The sequence below is a fragment of the Methanocorpusculum labreanum Z genome (assembly GCF_000015765.1).
GTDB classification, from domain to species: Archaea; Halobacteriota; Methanomicrobia; order Methanomicrobiales; family Methanocorpusculaceae; genus Methanocorpusculum; species Methanocorpusculum labreanum.
On record NC_008942.1, the window covers coordinates 1,021,821 to 1,038,034 of the forward strand.

Here is a 16,214-nt window from a genome sequence, read left to right on the forward strand (position 1 = left end):
GAACTCCGTTAACGCTTGATTTCCACCGTGTCGTCATCCTCAGCTTCGATAACCGCCGAAGAGTCGGCACGAATAGACATCGAGTGTGAGGCACGGGACGGATTGAAGCCGGTACCTGCGATGATAACGTTGTGATCGGTCGTTTTTCTCCGTTTCTGGATCGTTCCGTCCTGCTGCATTACATATTCAAACTCGCCGGGTTTCAGATTCTCGACCGGTACATCGGGAGTGACGGGGGCAGAGGCGCGAACCGGCTCCGCTGCCGGTGCGGGAGCCGGACGACTCATGCGGGGAGCCGGGGCTTCGACTGGAGATCGTCTGGGGGCTGGAGTACTCTTTGAAGCCGGAACCTCAGAGCGAGCGGAAACAGGTTCTGCAACCGGCTCGGCGACGACTTCCCCTCTCCGGACACCGAAGCGGGATGCTTCCGGATGACTTTTGACCGGGGTTCCGCCGAGTTTTTCCACCTGGACGCTGAGTTTGCGGGTCACGGACTTCAGATCGAGAAGTTCCTCGGTAAGTCCTTTGACCATTATCTCGAGTTCACGGATTTTGCGTTCAAGTTCCTCAGTATTTTCCGATTTTTCGGCAGTCGCCTGTACGGTTTCCTGCTTGCCGGCGAGCCCGCGTTCCTGTTCGGCAAGTTCGTGCTCTAAGAATTTCATTCTGGTATCCATGATTGCATCTATCCTGTAAAAATAATTAATAGGTTTTTCAGTGCCCATTGTATAATACACTTGTGGAACGGCCGGACAGATACCACAAATGCGAGGCAGAATCAAAAGATTATAACAGTAATCGGGAGATTCGGGACATGCAAAGATGCTTGGGAAAAAGAAAAAAATGGTTGATTCAGGTATAGATGATCAGACCATCCGGTAGGTCTCGAGATTCTGGGGGGCCACGGTTTGGATATGGAATTTCTTATAGATGGAACTGGCAAAGTCGATTGTCTTGGACTCTTCGCCATGGATCGTAAAGACACGCTCGGGTTTCGGCTGAACGTACTGGACGTAATTCATCAGCTGTTTTCGGTCGGCGTGACCTGAAAATCCTTCCACGGTCTGGATCTCCATATTGATAACGATCGTGCCGCGTTTGCCGATCGGCACTTCACGCCAGCCTTTCTGGATACGGCGTCCGTAGGTTCCTTCAGCCTGATATCCAACAAAGACGATCATATTCTTCGGAGACTCGGCAAGGTTGCTTAAATATTCGATCACCGGACCGCCGTTCATCATACCGCTCGTGGAGATGATGACACAGGGATCTTCCGAGAAGATGACCTGCTGACGTTTGTCGTAGGAATCGACCTGTTCGAAACAGTCGGCAAGGAACGGATTATAGTTGTCACGGAAGATAAGATTGCGAAGGTCGGTGTTGAGATACTCTGGGTAAGCCGTGTGCATCGCGGTTGCTTCCTTGATCATTCCGTCAAGATAGACCTTGCATTTTGGGATCCGGTTGTTTCTCATACCCTCTTCGATGGCGAGCATCAGTTCCTGGGATCGTCCGACGGCAAATGCCGGGATCAGAACTTTTCCGCCGCGGCCGAGCGTTTCGTTGATGACCTCATACAGCCGCTCTTCCGCCTCGACTCTTGAAGGAGAAAAGTCATCCGAACCTCCGTAGGTACTCTCGATAACGAGAGACTCCAGCCGCGGGAACTGGGAGACTGCCGGGTTAAAGAGGCGGCTCTTCCCGTAGAACAGATCGCCGGTAAAGGCAACGTTGTACACGCCGTTTCCTACATTGAAGTGGGCGATGGCGGAGCCGAGAATATGGCCGGCGTTGTGCAGGGTGAGTTTCATGTCGGGGGCGATGTCGGTTACGTCGCCGTAGCCGAGGGCTATGGTATGCTTCACGAATTCACGGATCTCGTTCGAAGAGTACGGCGGAGCACGGTCCTCTTTGTTGTTCACATCCAGATAATCCAGCTGAAGCATCGTCGCAAGATCGCGGGTGGCGGGGGTTGTATAGACAGGCCCGTCGTATCCGTATCTGTATAACAGCGGGATAAATGCAGAGTGATCAAGATGAGCATGGGTCAAAACGACGGCGTCAAGATTCGTGAACGGATAGATTTCAGGGACGTTCAGATACGGCGAAGAGGCAGCGCCGGTTGCTCCGGGGGATTCCCCGCAGTCGATCAGGACTTTGCTTTCCGGCGTGCTCAAAAGAAACGCCGCACGACCGACCTGACGGCAGCACCCGAGCGTGGTCAGACGAAGCCACTGATCGTGATCGCGGCCGGTATAGATGGAATCCCGGTGGATCCGCTTCCCGCATTTACGGAGAAACTCCTTTCTCTCGTCACGGGATTCACGAAGATACTGACGAACCTGTTTGATCGTCACGGAGGGAATCGGCGGGGTTCTCGCAGCCTTCGGCGTCCATCCTGTCTTCATGGTGATGTCGCGAAGCGTAGAGCCGTTCTTCCCGATAACGACGCCCGGCTTTTCAGCCTCGATCAGGACCTCTCCCGTATCAGTATCGAAGAAAATATCCGTGATCCCTGCTGATTCAGGCACAACTGCCTTGATCATATCATAGGCCTCTTCGGTATCTCCAAGAATATTGGGGCGGACAACGATACGTTTGCGTAAATCGCGGGCAAGCGTTTTGATCAGGTCATGATCCTCGGCAAACCTTTTCGGATCATCAGTATAGATGACCATCTCCGGGCCTTCAAATTCAACATCCGTTACGGTAACTCCACGAGGAACTTTTTTATTAATAGTTACTTTGAGTTCTTTGAGTCTGTCTTCAACCTGCATAAAATTCGTTTCCAAAAAAAGTGAGATTATTTTGCCGGGGGCAGATACCCGGCTATTTTATCCTCAGGAAGATATTCGAACTTCTCCTGGGTTATTATCACCACATTGTATCCCTCTCCGGAAGCCGAGTCACGAAGCATTGCTGCGCGAAGTGCACGTACGGCTAGTTCGATTGCTTCCTCCTCGGTCATATTGGGTTTGAACCGATCCTCTAAGACACCGTAGGCTGTCAGCGATCCAGATCCCGTCGAGACAAAGTTCTCTTCAAGCGTTGCTCCGCCGGCCGCATCTACGGAGTATACGGAAGGACCGCTGGTATCGACACCACCGACAAGAAGCTGAACGTAGTATGGTGAAAAGCGATTCTGGTTCAGATAATTGGAAAGGATCGTTGCTGCCGCCCCGACACTGATCTTCTGACCTCTGCGGATCTCGTAGAGGTTGCATTCGACATTGATGATTCTGACAAGCTGCTGGGCATCCCCAACCCCACCGGCGATTGTCATACCGATCTTATCAGTGATGGCATGTACTTTCTTTGCTTTCTTGCTGGCGATCAAGTTACCCATCGTTGCCCGCCTCTCGGTAGCAAGGATGACGCCGCCATCGAATACAATACCCACTGTGGTGGTTCCCGTTTTAACGTCCTGGTGTTCTTGTGACATGAGAAACCTCAAATTAAGGTACGCTGCAAATTCATAAAACACTGTTTTCATTGAAACAGCTAAAAGCGCTAATAGTTAAGTGTACGCTAAATGTGATAAACTTGCCGACTGAGATTAAAAAATTACAGAGTCCAGGACTGCATGTCAAAAGCGGCATGCTCATAGTCCCAGGGTATTTTATGACTCATATGAACGCACCAGAACTCTTTTGGAGCCAGATTTTCGGCAAGTCTTTCGGCATCCTCAATGTTCATGTGTTTGGAGATGTTGACTCCCGGCGGGAATATGCCGTCGAGCAGTAAAAGATCAGCGCCTTTCATCTGCTCAAGCGAAGCTTCGGAAAGTTCGGCACGTGTATCGCAGGAGTAGACGAACGTTTTGCCGTCGGCAGTGATCCGAACACCGTAGGTCGGAGTGTCGTGAACGACGGGAAAGAGTGTTACTTCCATCCCGCAGATATCGATTGGTTCAAACGGTTTGACCGAGTGTTCTTCGTGACGGATGAAACAAAATATCCCCCCGCAGTACGCCAGCACCTCGGGTGCCCCGTAAACCGAGATCGGTTCCCGCTGGACCCGGTAAAAGTCGCCGAACCCCATGAAATGATCATAATGTCCATGGGTCCAGATGACGGCGTCGATTCGCGGGGAGTCGGCGGCCAGCAGTTGAGCACGCATATCCGGTCCTGTGTCAATTAAGAGATGGCGGCCTTTGTGCTCAACTAACAGCGAAGTTCGAAGCCGTTGTTTTCCCATTTCCTTTGCTTCACGGCAGATTGGACACTCACATCCGATTTTCGGCGTGCCGACAACGTCTCCGGTTCCAAGCGCCGTCACCTTCATCAGGTGCACCCGCTGCGAACCAGATTTCTCCGGTTGACCAGTTCCATTCCTGCATTCACGTCGGCTTCGTTGATCTCCTTTCTTCCGGAAAGAAGAGCCGAGACGATCGCTTCTGTAAGCATCATACGCAGATCGGCTCCCGAAAAACCCTCAGTCCGTGCCGCAAGCGTCGTGAAGTCGATCGTGCAGGGAATGTCGGAGGCAACATGATTCAGGATCGCTTCCCGCATGCCTGCATCGGGAAGGGTGAAGGTGACGACCTCATCGAACCGGCGCCAGGCGGCCTCATCGAGCATGCCGGCATGGTTTGTAGCACCGATCAGCAGAACCTTGTCTTTGATCAGATTGATGTGGTCGATACATTTGAGAAGGGTATTAACCCCGCGTTTCATCGTGCCGTTGTCATCGGAGATACGGGTCTTGGCAATGTAATCGAATTCATCGATGAAAAGAATACACGGTGCGATCTTCTTTGCAAGATCGAATATCCGGTCAATGTTCTTCGACGTCTCGCCGAGATACTGGGAAGTGATCATCGAAAGACGGACCTCGAGAACCGGCATGTGGACCGAACGCGATAACGCGAGGGCAAACGAGGTTTTACCGGTTCCTGGCGGACCTACCAGAAGGATCCTTCCGAGTTCATAGATACGGTGGCTTCTCAGGAAATCCTGATTTTCAAGAGAGATCTGAACTTTTCTGACAATGCCGAGCTGATCGGGGGTACAGACGAGATCTGAGAGAGAGAACTCGATCTCTTCCGGGGCATACGGGACCACAAGATCGGCCGCTTCTTTGAACGACTCCGATTTATCCGTTATCGCGGCCAGTTTTCCGGTCAGATATGCGGTCGTATCTTCAAAGAGCGGGATGTTTTCCCGGGCTTTTTTGTAGTTGACCTCGGTTTCTCCTGCAGTCTCCAGAGCAAGAGTAAGTGCAGGATTCTGCATAAGTTTTGCAGGACCTACATGCCGGAAGTACCATTTCAGCGCCGGAGAAAAGGCAGTGACTGAAAACTGCCCGAGATCGTTGCATAAGAGATAGGAGTTTTTCTCGTCCTGAATTATGCGGCGGGCGGGTAGATTCGGGAGATAGGATTTTAACACGCCCTCCTTTATCATAACCGGCCGGGCGATGACTCCGGGAGATTCGGTACAGAACATCTGCCTGATGGCTACGGGGAGGTCATTGACCTCTAACGCAGGATTAGTGTTCACCACTTCAGCAGTAAGGACAATTTCGGTCAACTGCAGAAGTCCCGGGTCTATTGATATTGAATCCATAATGGTCCATATATATGTGTGTGAAAAAAGTATAAGCCTTCGTGTGATGGATGCGTTCTAAAAGAGGAGCATAGTATTTCAGCTCAGGCAACCAAACTCATAGAATAATGACTGAACATCCGCAGGTTTCTGACATCCTCAATCAGGTAAAGGACGGAATACTTGACCCGGCGACTGCAGAAAAGAGGCTGACGGCCCTGGCAGTAACCCGGGTCGGCGATGTGGCAAATTTGGATATGGAACGGTGCAGCCGATGCGGGATGCCCGAGGTTGTTCTGGCCGAAGGGAAGGATACCGAATCGCTCGTAAAAATCATGCATAGTTATGTGCTGGCGTCCGGGCGATGCATCGCATCACGCATAACAGCTGATCAGATAAAAGCAGTGTGCAAAGATCTCCCAATGGGAGTTGCCGCTGAAATCAGGGAACCGGGAAGTGTTCTGATTCTGTCTGACGGCACGCTACCCACCCCATCGGGCGGCACCGTCGGCATCGTGACGGCGGGAACTTCCGACATCCAGGTAGCCGAAGAGGCACGGGCAATTGCAGAAGAAATGGGAGCTAAAGTCCTCACAACATTCGATGTGGGGGTTGCCGGCATCCACCGGCTGATCCCTGCTTTAGAAAAACTGCGGGAGGCGGATGTGTATGTGGTCTGTGCCGGGAGAGAAGGAACTCTTCCTTCCGTAGTTGCGGGCCTCGTCGACAAACCGGTGATCGGCGTTCCAGTAAGTACCGGATACGGATATATGGGGCAGGGGGCGGCGGCTCTCGCCAGCATGCTCCAGTCGTGTGCTGTAATTACGGTCGTCAACATCGACGCAGGTTTTACCGCAGGAGCATTCGCCGCCAGGATCGCGGCACTTATCGGAGGGAAAAAATGAGGCGCGGTTTATACGTTGGACGGTTCCAGCCATTTCACAACGGTCATAAAGCAGTGATCGACGGCCTCGCAGAAGAAGTGGATGAACTCATCATCGGCATCGGCAGTGCGGATATCAGCCATGATATCAGGCATCCGTTTACCGCAGGCGAACGGGTACTGATGATCACCCGGGCACTGAATGGATTAAAAATCCCGTTCTACGTCATCCCCCTAGAAGATGTGAAAAGAAATGCCCTGTGGGTCGCCCACGTAAAATCCATGGTCCCGCCCTTTGATACGGTATACACCTCCAACCCCTTAGTGATCCAGCTTTTCAAAGAAGCGGGCATCCCGGTGCTTTCCCCTCCGATGTATCTGCGGGAGAGTCTATCGGGAACGGCTGTTCGGAAAAAAATGTATCATGGGGAAGCATGGGAAGAGTATGTGCCAAAGGAAGTTGTCTCTGTTGTTGGAGAGATACATGGGATCGAACGCATGCAGCAGATTTCAAAAAGCGACTGAGAAATTTTCACATCACATTTTAATCCGAGATATACCCGGCAAAAATTACTGCGGGCCTCTTGCTTATCGACCCGCAAAAAAATCCTGTGTTTATGTTATTACTTTGATCCAGAGATGGAGATCACGGTACGCGGCCGCCATTTTATCCTCTGCCGACGCCCCGATATCAGGTACCGTCTCATTATACAAAAGGAACTCCAGACGGTTGTACTCGGTATCGTAGATCGTAAAATTATACATCTCCAGATACGTCGAGTTATCGGCAACATCTACCGAAAAGCGATTAAGGACCTTCGATGCATGAATGACCGACGAGTTCGTTGTTGAATCCCACTCCGCATTCAATAGTAGGGTTTCAACCGTATAGGTCACATCCCGATATTCATGATTCCCGATCCCGATCCAGACAAACTGTTCTGTTCCCGCAAAAAACTTCTCGGGGTAGTCATCTGCCATTTTATCCGCCCCTAAAATATAAAACTCGGTAAACTTCTCCCCGTCTTTTGGAAATGCGATCACATAGACCGTTGTCACGGCCGCCACGACAATTGCCGCGATAAGGATCCAGGAGAGTGCCTTGTCCAGTTTTGAACTGTCCTTTGGGAAAAATTCGGTTTTGAGTGTCGGTTTTACCTGCTCGAAAGGCACGGCAAACCGTTCCTCATCTGGAACGGACGCACGCCTGTATACCGTGATGATCATCATCGCAAGAATAAAGATCACCAGAGAGGTAACGATCGGATCAAGACGAATCCCAAACGGCGTATAATTCAGAACGAGGCCGATCAGCGGCACTACCGCAATCGAAAGACCGACTGAGAGAGCAAACCGTTCGATCCCGTCGATCGACTTCTTTTCCGGAAACAGTGCGCCGATCAAAACATACCCCGGAATAAAAAGAATCACCGGAACGGCAAATAATACCCGAAGAAACGTCTCGTTTACGACCGGAACATAGATCATAGCTACCGTAAGCGCGACCCAAACCAGAATCACTGCCAGATCCTTGGGGAAATTTTTCGGGTCTGCCATACTGGCAAGCGTCTCAGCTAGATCTTTTTCCGGCATATCTGGATGTATTATTCGTGGTGAGGTATTATGAGACTTGCGGGACGCTTTAGGGGGTGAGATTACCGGCAGACTTGTTTTTGATCACGTCGTCAGGTATTTCTTATAGCAGCCGCAATATCTACTACAATGTCAGACACTTCGTTAGTCCTGACCGCCAAAGAAAAAACGACTCGTCATGAGTATGAGGCAGCTGAAAAACTGTATCGTGCCTATCTTGAGGAGAACAAGACTGACTCTGACGTCTGGATACTTCTCGGCGATGTACTCATTGCACAGCAGAAATATTATGAGGCAATCGAAGCATACGGTAATGCCGTAGATAAAGATCTGAAAAACCCGCGATATCTCGCAGCACTCGGCTCAGCCTATGCAGACATACATCAGTATTCCGATGCGAAGGTTCTCTTCGAGAAAGCAGCGACTCTCTCAGGGGATTTCCACTATCAGTACAGGGTCGCAGATATGCTTGGATATATGGGGAGGCATGATGAGGCACTCGTCATATACGCTCTTCTTGCAACAAAATACCCCGAGGAGGCTGGGCTTTACAAACGTATGGCAACGGTTCATACATACCTGAAACATCCAGCTGAGGCTGCGGAAAGTACAAAAAAAGAACTACAGCTCAGAATAAAAGCTGTTGAACAGTCGCCAAATGCTTTTACCTGGTTCACCTATGCCGATGCTCTTTCGCGCAGCGGTCAGTGGAGAGAAGCAAAAGAAGCATTTCTTAAAGCCCTTTCCTATGAAGAAAATGCACAGACCTATCTGCGGATCGGTGACGCTCTGAAAAAACTCGGCGAAACACACGCGGCTTTGGATGCATTCGCAAAATCAGCGGCATTTGACGAACGTGATTTTGCTTTTCTGATGGAGCTTGCAGATTATCTGACCAAGATCGAACTGTACGAAGAATCGATACGATATTATACCAAGGCACTTGATCTGCGAAGCGTTCATGCCGATGCATGGGTCGGAATCGCGTATAATCTGCTTAAACTTGACCAGAAGGAGGAGGCAAAGGCATTCTTCGAGATGGCAAAGGCAACGGCCGCAATCCGTGAACTTCCTTGGGGAGACAAACTGCACAAAAGTGAAAAAACAAATGCCCTGGATGCGGCATTTGCATAATCTCCCCCTGAAAAACATCATTATTTTACACGTAATCGATTTCTTTTTTTCTATACTGCACTGAACATACGCAGAACTACTATCGTCAGCCAGAGGGATGCGGGTAAAATCAATCCGATACGTAAGAATGTACAGAGTGTAATCTTGTAACCCTATGATCCCAAATCCGGTCAGGCGCATGATAAAAACTGCAGATCAGAAGAACTGCAAGAACCAGTAGGCTTCTGCCAAAAAACGGCGGGATGCCAAACACCATATTCTTTAGTTGGGACCTTTTCTGATATAAGAATCTCCGTCGAGAAACCATCTTCTCCAGGTATTTCAGACGAACATGAACATCATTGTCGAAATCAATGCCGTAGCACCAACCAGATCGATCGAACTGGTCACCACCGGGACGCCAAAGTTATCCGGATCATACCCTAAACGATAGGTAAGAACCGCAGTAAAATACCCGAGAAGATTCATCACCGTTATAACAATCATACCGGCACACAGGGATAGAAGAATCATTGGGACGAGACCCGGCGTTGTGATCCCGAAAAGGACCGCCGCATAATGCGAAACAAGTCCCATCAACGGAAGGATCAGAAGGGCATACAGATAATTCTCGAAAAAATGTTTCCAGACAAGGATCTGCGGGAAAACCTTCGCATCCACCAGACCCATATGCATCTCGGTGCCGATCCTGGAAGTCAGGATTCCCCCAATCGATCCGCACCCGTTCATAAAAGGCGAGATCAGAATCAAAACCGCTGCTGCTGCGATCAGTTTTTCAAGTTCGTTCGTGTAAAGAACACCCGCGGCAATTCCAAGCAGACACAAAGGGACTAAAAGCGGAAGGCCTTCACGCAAAACATCCTTCATCGTCTTGGTAGCACTGTGCATGGAGAGTATGGCCCATACTATCAAAGCAAGAACAATGATGCCGAGTATCACAATTCCAATAAACGGCAGCTGCATAACCAGAATCGCAGTAATGACCAGAAATGGAAGCGTGACGATATCGCCGACCGTGGTCACGACAGGAGCACCAACCATGTCAAGATTCCAGCTTTTCCGATAACATATCACCGAGATAAAAACGCCGACCGCAGTCACGACCAAACCTGCACAGGTACCTGAGGTGACGGATATAATGATCATCTCGGCAATGCCTATCACTTCGGTCCCGGTGAGGAGGCAGATCAGTTTTCCAAAGACCGCGAGAACCGCCGAGATCATCACCGTAAGAATGATCGAGGAGCGCAGATTGTCTCCAAGTTCCGTTTCTCTTTCGAGTTTTGCCTCGAATGCTCCAAGATGCATCGAAGATGAGAGACGAGACGTGAGAATTCCAGCTATCGCTCCACGCATATTGATCGACGGGGTAACAAGTACCATAAGACCTGGGATCAGTATAAGAACTTCACTGACCGCACCAAGATAAATACCTGCAATAAACGACAGACTGACGCTAAGCAGCAGGGTCCACAGACCTATGAAGAACTCGTCGTGCCCTTGAAGGAGGGAACCCTTCACCTTCCCGGCTATCGCCAACTTCATCCGGGGTCACCTCTTCCAAGCACATAATACTATATTCATTGGTTCTTGCTACGTATGAAGGCTTTGGACTCTCCTTCAAAGGAGCAGAGAACCGCAGGTTCAGGACATGACCACAAGATGATTCCCGGATCATCCACTCTATGTTTTAACATATCCGACAGCCAACAGATACTATAATGGCAAAAAAGCTGCGGATGAACATGTTTCTTTTCTGCTGTGCTCTTCTTGGGGCACTGCCCGTTGGTCTGATCCTGCTTGCCTTACTCAATATAACTCTCGGTCAACTTTCGGATCCTGCATTTTTATGGCTGGTCGCAACCGAGTCCGAGGTCGTGGGCACGATTCTTCTGACCTTTTTCGCAGGGTTGTGTGCTGTGATCATCCTGATGATCGTTGGAACGCCGCTCGCGTATCTTCTGGCACGATCCACGACGAGAACTGCAAAGCTCATCGGCACAATTATCGATCTCCCGGTAATGCTTCCCCACACGATTGCAGGAATCCTCGTGTATCTCCTTTTTATGCCAAACGGGTGGATTGGTGCACCCCTTTCCTCCGTCGGGATAGCATTTCAGGATGCATTCCCGGGAATCGTCGTTGCGATGCTGTTTGTTGCAACACCCTTTTACGTGAATACTGTTCAGGAAGGCTTTGCGATGGTACCGGTCCATCTGGAAAATGCAGCACGAACACTTGGGGCCTCACCATTCACCGTTTTCCGTACCGTGACCCTCCCGATGACACTGAGGCATATCTCCAGCGGCTCGGTTCTTGCCTGGGGACGCAGTATCAGCGAGTTCTCCGCAGTAATTATGATAGCATATTATCCGATGGTGATCTCGACACTTATCTACAACCGGTTTATGACCGGCGGTCTGAAAGAAAGCAGCGCCGTTGCGTTCACGATGATCGTGGCCTGCCTGCTGATCTTCGGCATACTGCGTTTCGCTGCCGGACGGATAGGAGGGAAGTATGATAGAGTTTGATAATGTTTCTCTCTCTCTTGGAGATTTTTCCCTGAAGAACTGCTCGCTGAAAATCGATAAGGGGGAATTTCTGGCGATAATGGGACCATCCGGAGCCGGTAAGACGATCATTCTGGAACTGATTGCAGGTCTGCATGAACCAGACTCGGGAGTTATTCGCATCGACGGGGTTGATATGAAAAACATCCCTCCAGAGAAACGGGGTATCGGCATAGTCTATCAGGATTATGCCCTCTTTCCCCACATGACTGTGAGGGAAAACATCTGTTACGGAATGCAGAGACAGCATATCCCCCATGATGAACAGATAAAACGATGCAGAGAGCTTGCCGACTCTTTTGGGATCGGTCATCTGCTAAGTCGGCGGCCGATGACTCTTTCGGGAGGCGAAGCACAACGGGCAGCACTTTGCCGTGCCCTTGCGGTGAAACCGTCGATACTTTTGCTTGATGAACCGTATGCAGCTCTTGATAATGAGACTCGGCAAGGCTGCATCGCAGATATGAAAAAACTGCATAAAAATGGTCTGACCATCATTCAGGTAACACACTCGCTTGAGGAGGCGCGGTCTCTTGGAACGCGGATCGCCTTGATCAGAGACGGACAGGTAATCCAGACAGGAACCTCAGAGGAGGTTTTTATGCATCCGGGAGATGAAGCTACCGCACGATTCCTCGGATTCGAGAACATCTTTGACGGAAAAAGCATCGGTCTTGATGAAAGAGTCTGCGTACGAAGCGAGGATTTGATTCTTCATCCGAAAGAATCCGGATCAGGCCTGCATGGCACGATTCTCTCTACAGAGATAATCGGAGCACTCAGGATCTCACGAATCGATACGGAAAGCGGGATTTTGACGGCGGCATATGGAAAACATGAGGGCGAATATCGGACAGGGTCACAGATTTTCGTAGAGATCCCGCTGTCTGTGGTTCATCAGCTTGGTCTGAAAAATAGTGGAAAGATAATGGATTTTCAAAGCGGAGCCGGATAACCGACGCCGCCTTCGGCAAATGCCTCAAGCATAAATGTCAGAAACTTCTCCGCCTCTTCACGTTCCGGCGCATCCGAAGGAATCGTCGCTGCATACACAATAGGCATGCCGATACGTTCGTTTCCAATCGTGGCAAATCTCTGGAAACCAAGATACACGGTCGCGTGATCATATACAGACGCATACGACTCCTCGCCCAGATTTACTTCCGGCTGGAGTTCCACGTACCGCAGACCCTGGCCAATCGCCACACTTTTGTAATCGAATGCATAATCGATTCCTCCCGATTCAAGAAGACTCAGAAGGAACATGCTCGCATCCCTGATCGAGACTTTACTGTTCTCCTCAGGCTGTAGAAGGACCGGCAGATTGACCGACATACCGTCAGCGGTTTTATTCACGACCAGGTCCGGATCGAAACTATCGCCGATCACCGTGTTGAACAAACCAGGAGCATTCAGCTGCTCTTCAGCAAGCATCATTACCAGAAATGTCCTATAACCGGCAGCATCGAGCGTAGGATTCGAGAAGCCGATTCTTACATCGTCACGGGAGAGTATTTGATACCAGTTGTCTGTGGTGATTTCATCCGCATAGGCGCTTTCATTCGTGAAAGCAAGAACCATCTCGTTTCGTGCAAACGGCGTGTACCAGTCGGTATAGTTTTCTCCGTTCGGTCCTTCGCGGTACATCATGTCGGGAATTAATGATTCATCAGCCACGACGATCAGATCGATCGGTCGATGAAGATCCGTAACCTGACGAATTGCCTGAATACTCCCGTGACCCTCGATCTGAATATCTATATCAGGGTGAAGAGCCTCATACTCCTGCTCGATCTCTGCAAGGGGGAGAAGCAGGCTTCCGGCGGGGACCACTTTCACTACGGTTTTTTCGTCAGAGACGCAGCCGGAACTGACAACAAACAGAATGATCAGGAATACCAGCACCAGACATGCTTTTTTCATCCATGGACCTCGATCCTGTCAACCCATTTTACCCAGAGACTGCCTTCCGTAATTACATCAGGTTCAGCCGTCATTGTCGCCACCCGAAGAGGGCCGCCGTCATCGTATGGATATGGAGCGCCATCTGCGGCATACATCAGAATCGGGGTCATGGTTACCGGAGTCTTCATCTCCTTCAGGTTTGCATCCAGACAGAGAAGATCCTCGCCTAAAAGCTGTTCGTACGAGAATACCCAGAGATAACCGTCCGCTGCAGAGACATGGACGGTCTGGCCTTCATGTACGCCTCCAACCTGATCAAGCAGTTCGATCAGAGGTACACCGGTAATGTTGTAGGGGCCGTACTTGATACCTACCGTTGAAACAGCATATCCGTGCCCGCTTACCGAGGGAAGAGCAGCAATCTCGGAAACGGACATAACCTTTTCAGTACCGTCTGCACCTACAAGCGTCAACGGCCAGTCGATATCATCATACGGATTACTCACGCACCCGGCTGCGCAGATGCAGGCAATGATCGCGATAATCACAAGAATCTGTTTCATGCCCGCCTCCAAAGAAGAACGGCTCCGAAAAGACCGGCAAGTATTGATCCAAACAAGATCGGAGACGAGGCAGGAGTGGTTGGAACCGGTGTTTGGGTCGTCATCGACTTTGCCAGAACTCCGGTCTCTCCAGTGTATCCCCCTTCATAGATCCGGATCTCGCTGACCCATTTTACCGTAAGCCCGCTGGTCGAGGGGTAAAGGCCTTCATAGAAGTAGACCGATTTTTCCGGCAGGGTCTCACGCATATCATTGTTGCCAAAAACATGAAGGCCTTCGGGATTCACGGAATTGTCGGCAAGGAAGACGAGACGCATACCTAAGAAATAGCCGTCTTGGCCCGGATACCCGACACCCTGGCGTTCGCCTACGCCCGATACATCTTCACCTACATACCAGCAAACGGTAGCCGGGCCCTGGCGTGCAGGCGGTTCATAGATCGTTGAGTACCCATACTCGACATGATATCCGTCAACCGCGACAATCATCACATCATCACCCTTGGTCATACCTCCGATGAGGTCGCAGAGATCCTTAACATCCGTGCCTTTCACCGCTCCCCGATCCTTGTAGTTGCTGGTCTCATTCACATCCCAGCGCCCTTCAAGATCCTCGGTAAACACCGGACCCTGATGATAATAATGTGTGATACCGTCTCCCTGGACCGGAAGATTTGCTTCCATCCATTGGTAATCAACGGTTTGTTCCTCAAGAACGCTCCCGTTCTCTGCGATACGAAGCAGGTGCAGCTCGGTAGTGGCACCCGAAGGACCTGCCGATGCAACTGATACGAGACAGAAGACAACAAACAGGGTTAGTAGAATTATTCTGATTTTCATGGATTTCTCCGAATAAAATAGACGGCTCCGCATAGAAGACCAAGAAGAGCACAGTTTCCAAAAGGCGAAGATGCCGAAGTACCAGTTCCAAACTGGTCGCCGACCGTTCCACTTGGGTAGATTTTTTTCAAGACGCTGTTATCATCGGACGCCTCAGCGACCTTGAAAAAGGTAGACGTGAACTCAGATCCCGTTACATCAACACGGACGTATCCAAGCGTGTGGTAAATTGCGGTCACAAGTTCATCTGCTGGATCCACAGACGGAGCATAAAGCGGCGCACCTCCGGCACCATTCGTTACGTACGTGACCCCATTGGATACATACCGCTCATATGCATGCATATGGGCTGAGTAGACCGCAGAGACACCCCCTGTCTCAAAGATCTCCTGCCAGATTGGAATCTGATCAAGGGTCAGCCCGGTGCGTTTCTGATCCGTTGTGTAGAATGGATGATGGAAGAAAACTATTTTCACGCCTTTCTCCGCAACTTTTTCTGAGAGCCAGGCAGTCTGATCATCGAATCTGGTCTGGGTCCAGCCGTTCGTATTTAAGACAAGGAATTGCAGAGAGCCAGCTGAAAACGCATACCAGTCAGGCATAGCGAATATCTCGGTATAGAGTGGAGAGTAATCATGATTTCCCTGGACCGGGATGATGATCGTATTTGCATACAGATCGTGTCCCGCAGAAAAAAACTGGTCCCACTCCTCTGGATCGTTCGCTTCGCCGGAGAAGTCCCCAAGATGTACTACAAACAAGGGGTTCTCTTCGAGGATCGCGGAGGCTACAACACCGTGACGTTCGATCTGGGTGAACGGCGGCTCGCTTCGGGTATCCCCTGACACCACAAAGGTGTAGTTTTCTACACCGAACGTTCGAAACGAATAGGTATCTGACCAAGTGCCGTTCACAAGAATCCTGTACGAGTAGGTTGTATCAGGGGTCAGATTATTAATCTGTAAATGATGGAACGCCGCCGAATCTGATGTGAAGAGGGAGATCATGTTTCCCTGAGTAATCTCCGCTGCGCCGGACGCATTTTCATACAGGCAGTAATGAATCGTTACGGTATCCTCGTCCAGTGAAGTGATGTACGGCCCCCATCTCGGAAGTTCCGCGGCAGAGACCGCAGGAACCAGAAGGAGGAGAATCAGAATGAAGATACCAATCCGTTTCAT

General features: G+C 50.4%; 16 protein-coding genes. 5 read left to right on the forward strand and 11 right to left on the reverse strand.

What is annotated here, in order from left to right:
• Positions 1-8 precede the first annotated feature (8 nt).
• The 5 genes from MLAB_RS09430 to MLAB_RS05385 form a co-directional block, all read right to left on the reverse strand.
• Positions 9-665, reverse strand: a complete 657-nt coding sequence (locus tag MLAB_RS09430) for a hypothetical protein (protein WP_143702782.1) — start codon at positions 663-665, stop codon at positions 9-11.
• Between the two features lie 201 nt (positions 666-866).
• Positions 867-2,777: a beta-CASP ribonuclease aCPSF1 gene (locus MLAB_RS05370; protein ID WP_011833386.1), complete on the reverse strand. Its 1,911-nt coding sequence runs from the start codon at positions 2,775-2,777 to the stop codon at positions 867-869.
• A gap of 26 nt (positions 2,778-2,803) precedes the next feature.
• The gene (gene psmB / locus MLAB_RS05375; RefSeq protein WP_011833387.1) at positions 2,804-3,442 is read right to left on the reverse strand and encodes an archaeal proteasome endopeptidase complex subunit beta; all 639 of its coding nucleotides are present in this window, start codon (positions 3,440-3,442) and stop codon (positions 2,804-2,806) included.
• Between the two features lie 122 nt (positions 3,443-3,564).
• Positions 3,565-4,284, reverse strand: a complete 720-nt coding sequence (locus tag MLAB_RS05380) for an MBL fold metallo-hydrolase (RefSeq protein ID WP_011833388.1) — start codon at positions 4,282-4,284, stop codon at positions 3,565-3,567.
• Complete coding sequence (locus MLAB_RS05385) at positions 4,284-5,567, reverse strand: ATP-binding protein (RefSeq protein ID WP_011833389.1); 1,284 nt, start codon at positions 5,565-5,567, stop codon at positions 4,284-4,286. Before MLAB_RS05385 ends, MLAB_RS05380 begins: the two co-directional genes overlap by 1 nt.
• 107 nt (positions 5,568-5,674) lie before the next feature.
• On the opposite strand from MLAB_RS05385, the gene larB reads away from it, so the two are divergent.
• A complete protein-coding gene (larB, locus tag MLAB_RS05390; RefSeq protein ID WP_011833390.1) occupies positions 5,675-6,451 on the forward strand; it encodes a nickel pincer cofactor biosynthesis protein LarB in 777 nt (258 codons plus the stop codon).
• Positions 6,448-6,954, forward strand: coding sequence for a nicotinamide-nucleotide adenylyltransferase (locus MLAB_RS05395; RefSeq protein ID WP_011833391.1), 507 nt, complete (start codon positions 6,448-6,450; stop codon positions 6,952-6,954). Before larB ends, MLAB_RS05395 begins: the two co-directional genes overlap by 4 nt.
• A 90-nt stretch (positions 6,955-7,044) precedes the next feature.
• Here MLAB_RS05395 and MLAB_RS05400 read toward each other — a convergent pair whose 3' ends face one another.
• Entirely contained in the window at positions 7,045-8,022 is a 978-nt protein-coding gene (locus MLAB_RS05400) for a DUF1616 domain-containing protein (RefSeq protein WP_011833392.1), read from the reverse strand.
• 129 nt (positions 8,023-8,151) lie between these two features.
• Here MLAB_RS05400 and MLAB_RS05405 point away from each other — a divergent pair, with 129 nt between their 5' ends.
• Entirely contained in the window at positions 8,152-9,156 is a 1,005-nt protein-coding gene (locus MLAB_RS05405; protein WP_011833393.1) for a tetratricopeptide repeat protein, read from the forward strand.
• A 321-nt stretch (positions 9,157-9,477) separates the two neighbouring features.
• Here MLAB_RS05405 and MLAB_RS05410 read toward each other — a convergent pair whose 3' ends face one another.
• Positions 9,478-10,701, reverse strand: coding sequence for a magnesium transporter (locus MLAB_RS05410; RefSeq protein WP_011833394.1), 1,224 nt, complete (start codon positions 10,699-10,701; stop codon positions 9,478-9,480).
• Positions 10,702-10,877: 176 nt separating this feature from the next.
• Here MLAB_RS05410 and MLAB_RS05415 point away from each other — a divergent pair, with 176 nt between their 5' ends.
• Together MLAB_RS05415 and MLAB_RS05420 are read left to right on the forward strand one after the other, a co-directional pair.
• Positions 10,878-11,687 (forward strand): ABC transporter permease, encoded by an 810-nt coding sequence (locus MLAB_RS05415; protein ID WP_011833395.1) that lies wholly within the window; start codon positions 10,878-10,880, stop codon positions 11,685-11,687.
• Positions 11,674-12,681 carry an ABC transporter ATP-binding protein gene (locus MLAB_RS05420; RefSeq protein WP_011833396.1) on the forward strand — a complete coding sequence of 336 codons (1,008 nt, stop codon included), beginning with the start codon at positions 11,674-11,676 and terminating at the stop codon, positions 12,679-12,681. The genes MLAB_RS05415 and MLAB_RS05420 overlap by 14 nt, the downstream gene beginning before the upstream one ends.
• Here the strand turns inward: MLAB_RS05420 and wtpA are convergent.
• The 4 genes from wtpA to MLAB_RS05440 are packed head-to-tail and all read right to left on the reverse strand — an operon-like array spanning position 12,663 to position 16,214.
• Positions 12,663-13,649, reverse strand: coding sequence for a tungstate ABC transporter substrate-binding protein WtpA (wtpA, locus tag MLAB_RS05425; RefSeq protein WP_011833397.1), 987 nt, complete (start codon positions 13,647-13,649; stop codon positions 12,663-12,665). The two genes, MLAB_RS05420 and wtpA, sit on opposite strands and share 19 nt — an antisense overlap.
• Positions 13,646-14,194, reverse strand: a complete 549-nt coding sequence (locus tag MLAB_RS05430) for a molybdopterin-dependent oxidoreductase (RefSeq protein ID WP_011833398.1) — start codon at positions 14,192-14,194, stop codon at positions 13,646-13,648. The genes wtpA and MLAB_RS05430 overlap by 4 nt, the downstream gene beginning before the upstream one ends.
• Positions 14,191-15,033 (reverse strand): hypothetical protein, encoded by an 843-nt coding sequence (locus MLAB_RS05435; protein ID WP_011833399.1) that lies wholly within the window; start codon positions 15,031-15,033, stop codon positions 14,191-14,193. Before MLAB_RS05435 ends, MLAB_RS05430 begins: the two co-directional genes overlap by 4 nt.
• On the reverse strand, positions 15,030-16,214 hold the full coding sequence (locus MLAB_RS05440; RefSeq protein ID WP_011833400.1) for a metallophosphoesterase family protein: 1,185 nt from the start codon (positions 16,212-16,214) through the stop codon (positions 15,030-15,032). The genes MLAB_RS05435 and MLAB_RS05440 overlap by 4 nt, the downstream gene beginning before the upstream one ends.

Excerpts from the sequence above, each read along its gene's own strand:
- MLAB_RS05430 (WP_011833398.1), bottom strand. The coding sequence starts at position 14,194 with ATGAAACAGATTCTTGTGATTATCGCGATCATTGCCTGCATCTGCGCA.
- MLAB_RS05405 (WP_011833393.1), top strand. The coding sequence starts at position 8,152 with ATGTCAGACACTTCGTTAGTCCTGACCGCCAAAGAAAAAACGACTCGT.
- MLAB_RS05410 (WP_011833394.1), bottom strand. The coding sequence starts at position 10,701 with ATGAAGTTGGCGATAGCCGGGAAGGTGAAGGGTTCCCTCCTTCAAGGG.
- MLAB_RS05380 (WP_011833388.1), bottom strand. The coding sequence starts at position 4,284 with ATGAAGGTGACGGCGCTTGGAACCGGAGACGTTGTCGGCACGCCGAAA.
- wtpA (WP_011833397.1), bottom strand. The coding sequence starts at position 13,649 with ATGAAAAAAGCATGTCTGGTGCTGGTATTCCTGATCATTCTGTTTGTT.
- MLAB_RS05400 (WP_011833392.1), bottom strand. The coding sequence starts at position 8,022 with ATGCCGGAAAAAGATCTAGCTGAGACGCTTGCCAGTATGGCAGACCCG.
- psmB (WP_011833387.1), bottom strand. The coding sequence starts at position 3,442 with ATGTCACAAGAACACCAGGACGTTAAAACGGGAACCACCACAGTGGGT.
- MLAB_RS05440 (WP_011833400.1), bottom strand. The coding sequence starts at position 16,214 with ATGAAACGGATTGGTATCTTCATTCTGATTCTCCTCCTTCTGGTTCCT.
- MLAB_RS05395 (WP_011833391.1), top strand. The coding sequence starts at position 6,448 with ATGAGGCGCGGTTTATACGTTGGACGGTTCCAGCCATTTCACAACGGT.
- MLAB_RS05435 (WP_011833399.1), bottom strand. The coding sequence starts at position 15,033 with ATGAAAATCAGAATAATTCTACTAACCCTGTTTGTTGTCTTCTGTCTC.
- MLAB_RS05385 (WP_011833389.1), bottom strand. The coding sequence starts at position 5,567 with ATGGATTCAATATCAATAGACCCGGGACTTCTGCAGTTGACCGAAATT.
- MLAB_RS05420 (WP_011833396.1), top strand. The coding sequence starts at position 11,674 with ATGATAGAGTTTGATAATGTTTCTCTCTCTCTTGGAGATTTTTCCCTG.
- MLAB_RS09430 (WP_143702782.1), bottom strand. The coding sequence starts at position 665 with ATGAAATTCTTAGAGCACGAACTTGCCGAACAGGAACGCGGGCTCGCC.
- larB (WP_011833390.1), top strand. The coding sequence starts at position 5,675 with ATGACTGAACATCCGCAGGTTTCTGACATCCTCAATCAGGTAAAGGAC.
- MLAB_RS05370 (WP_011833386.1), bottom strand. The coding sequence starts at position 2,777 with ATGCAGGTTGAAGACAGACTCAAAGAACTCAAAGTAACTATTAATAAA.
- MLAB_RS05415 (WP_011833395.1), top strand. The coding sequence starts at position 10,878 with ATGGCAAAAAAGCTGCGGATGAACATGTTTCTTTTCTGCTGTGCTCTT.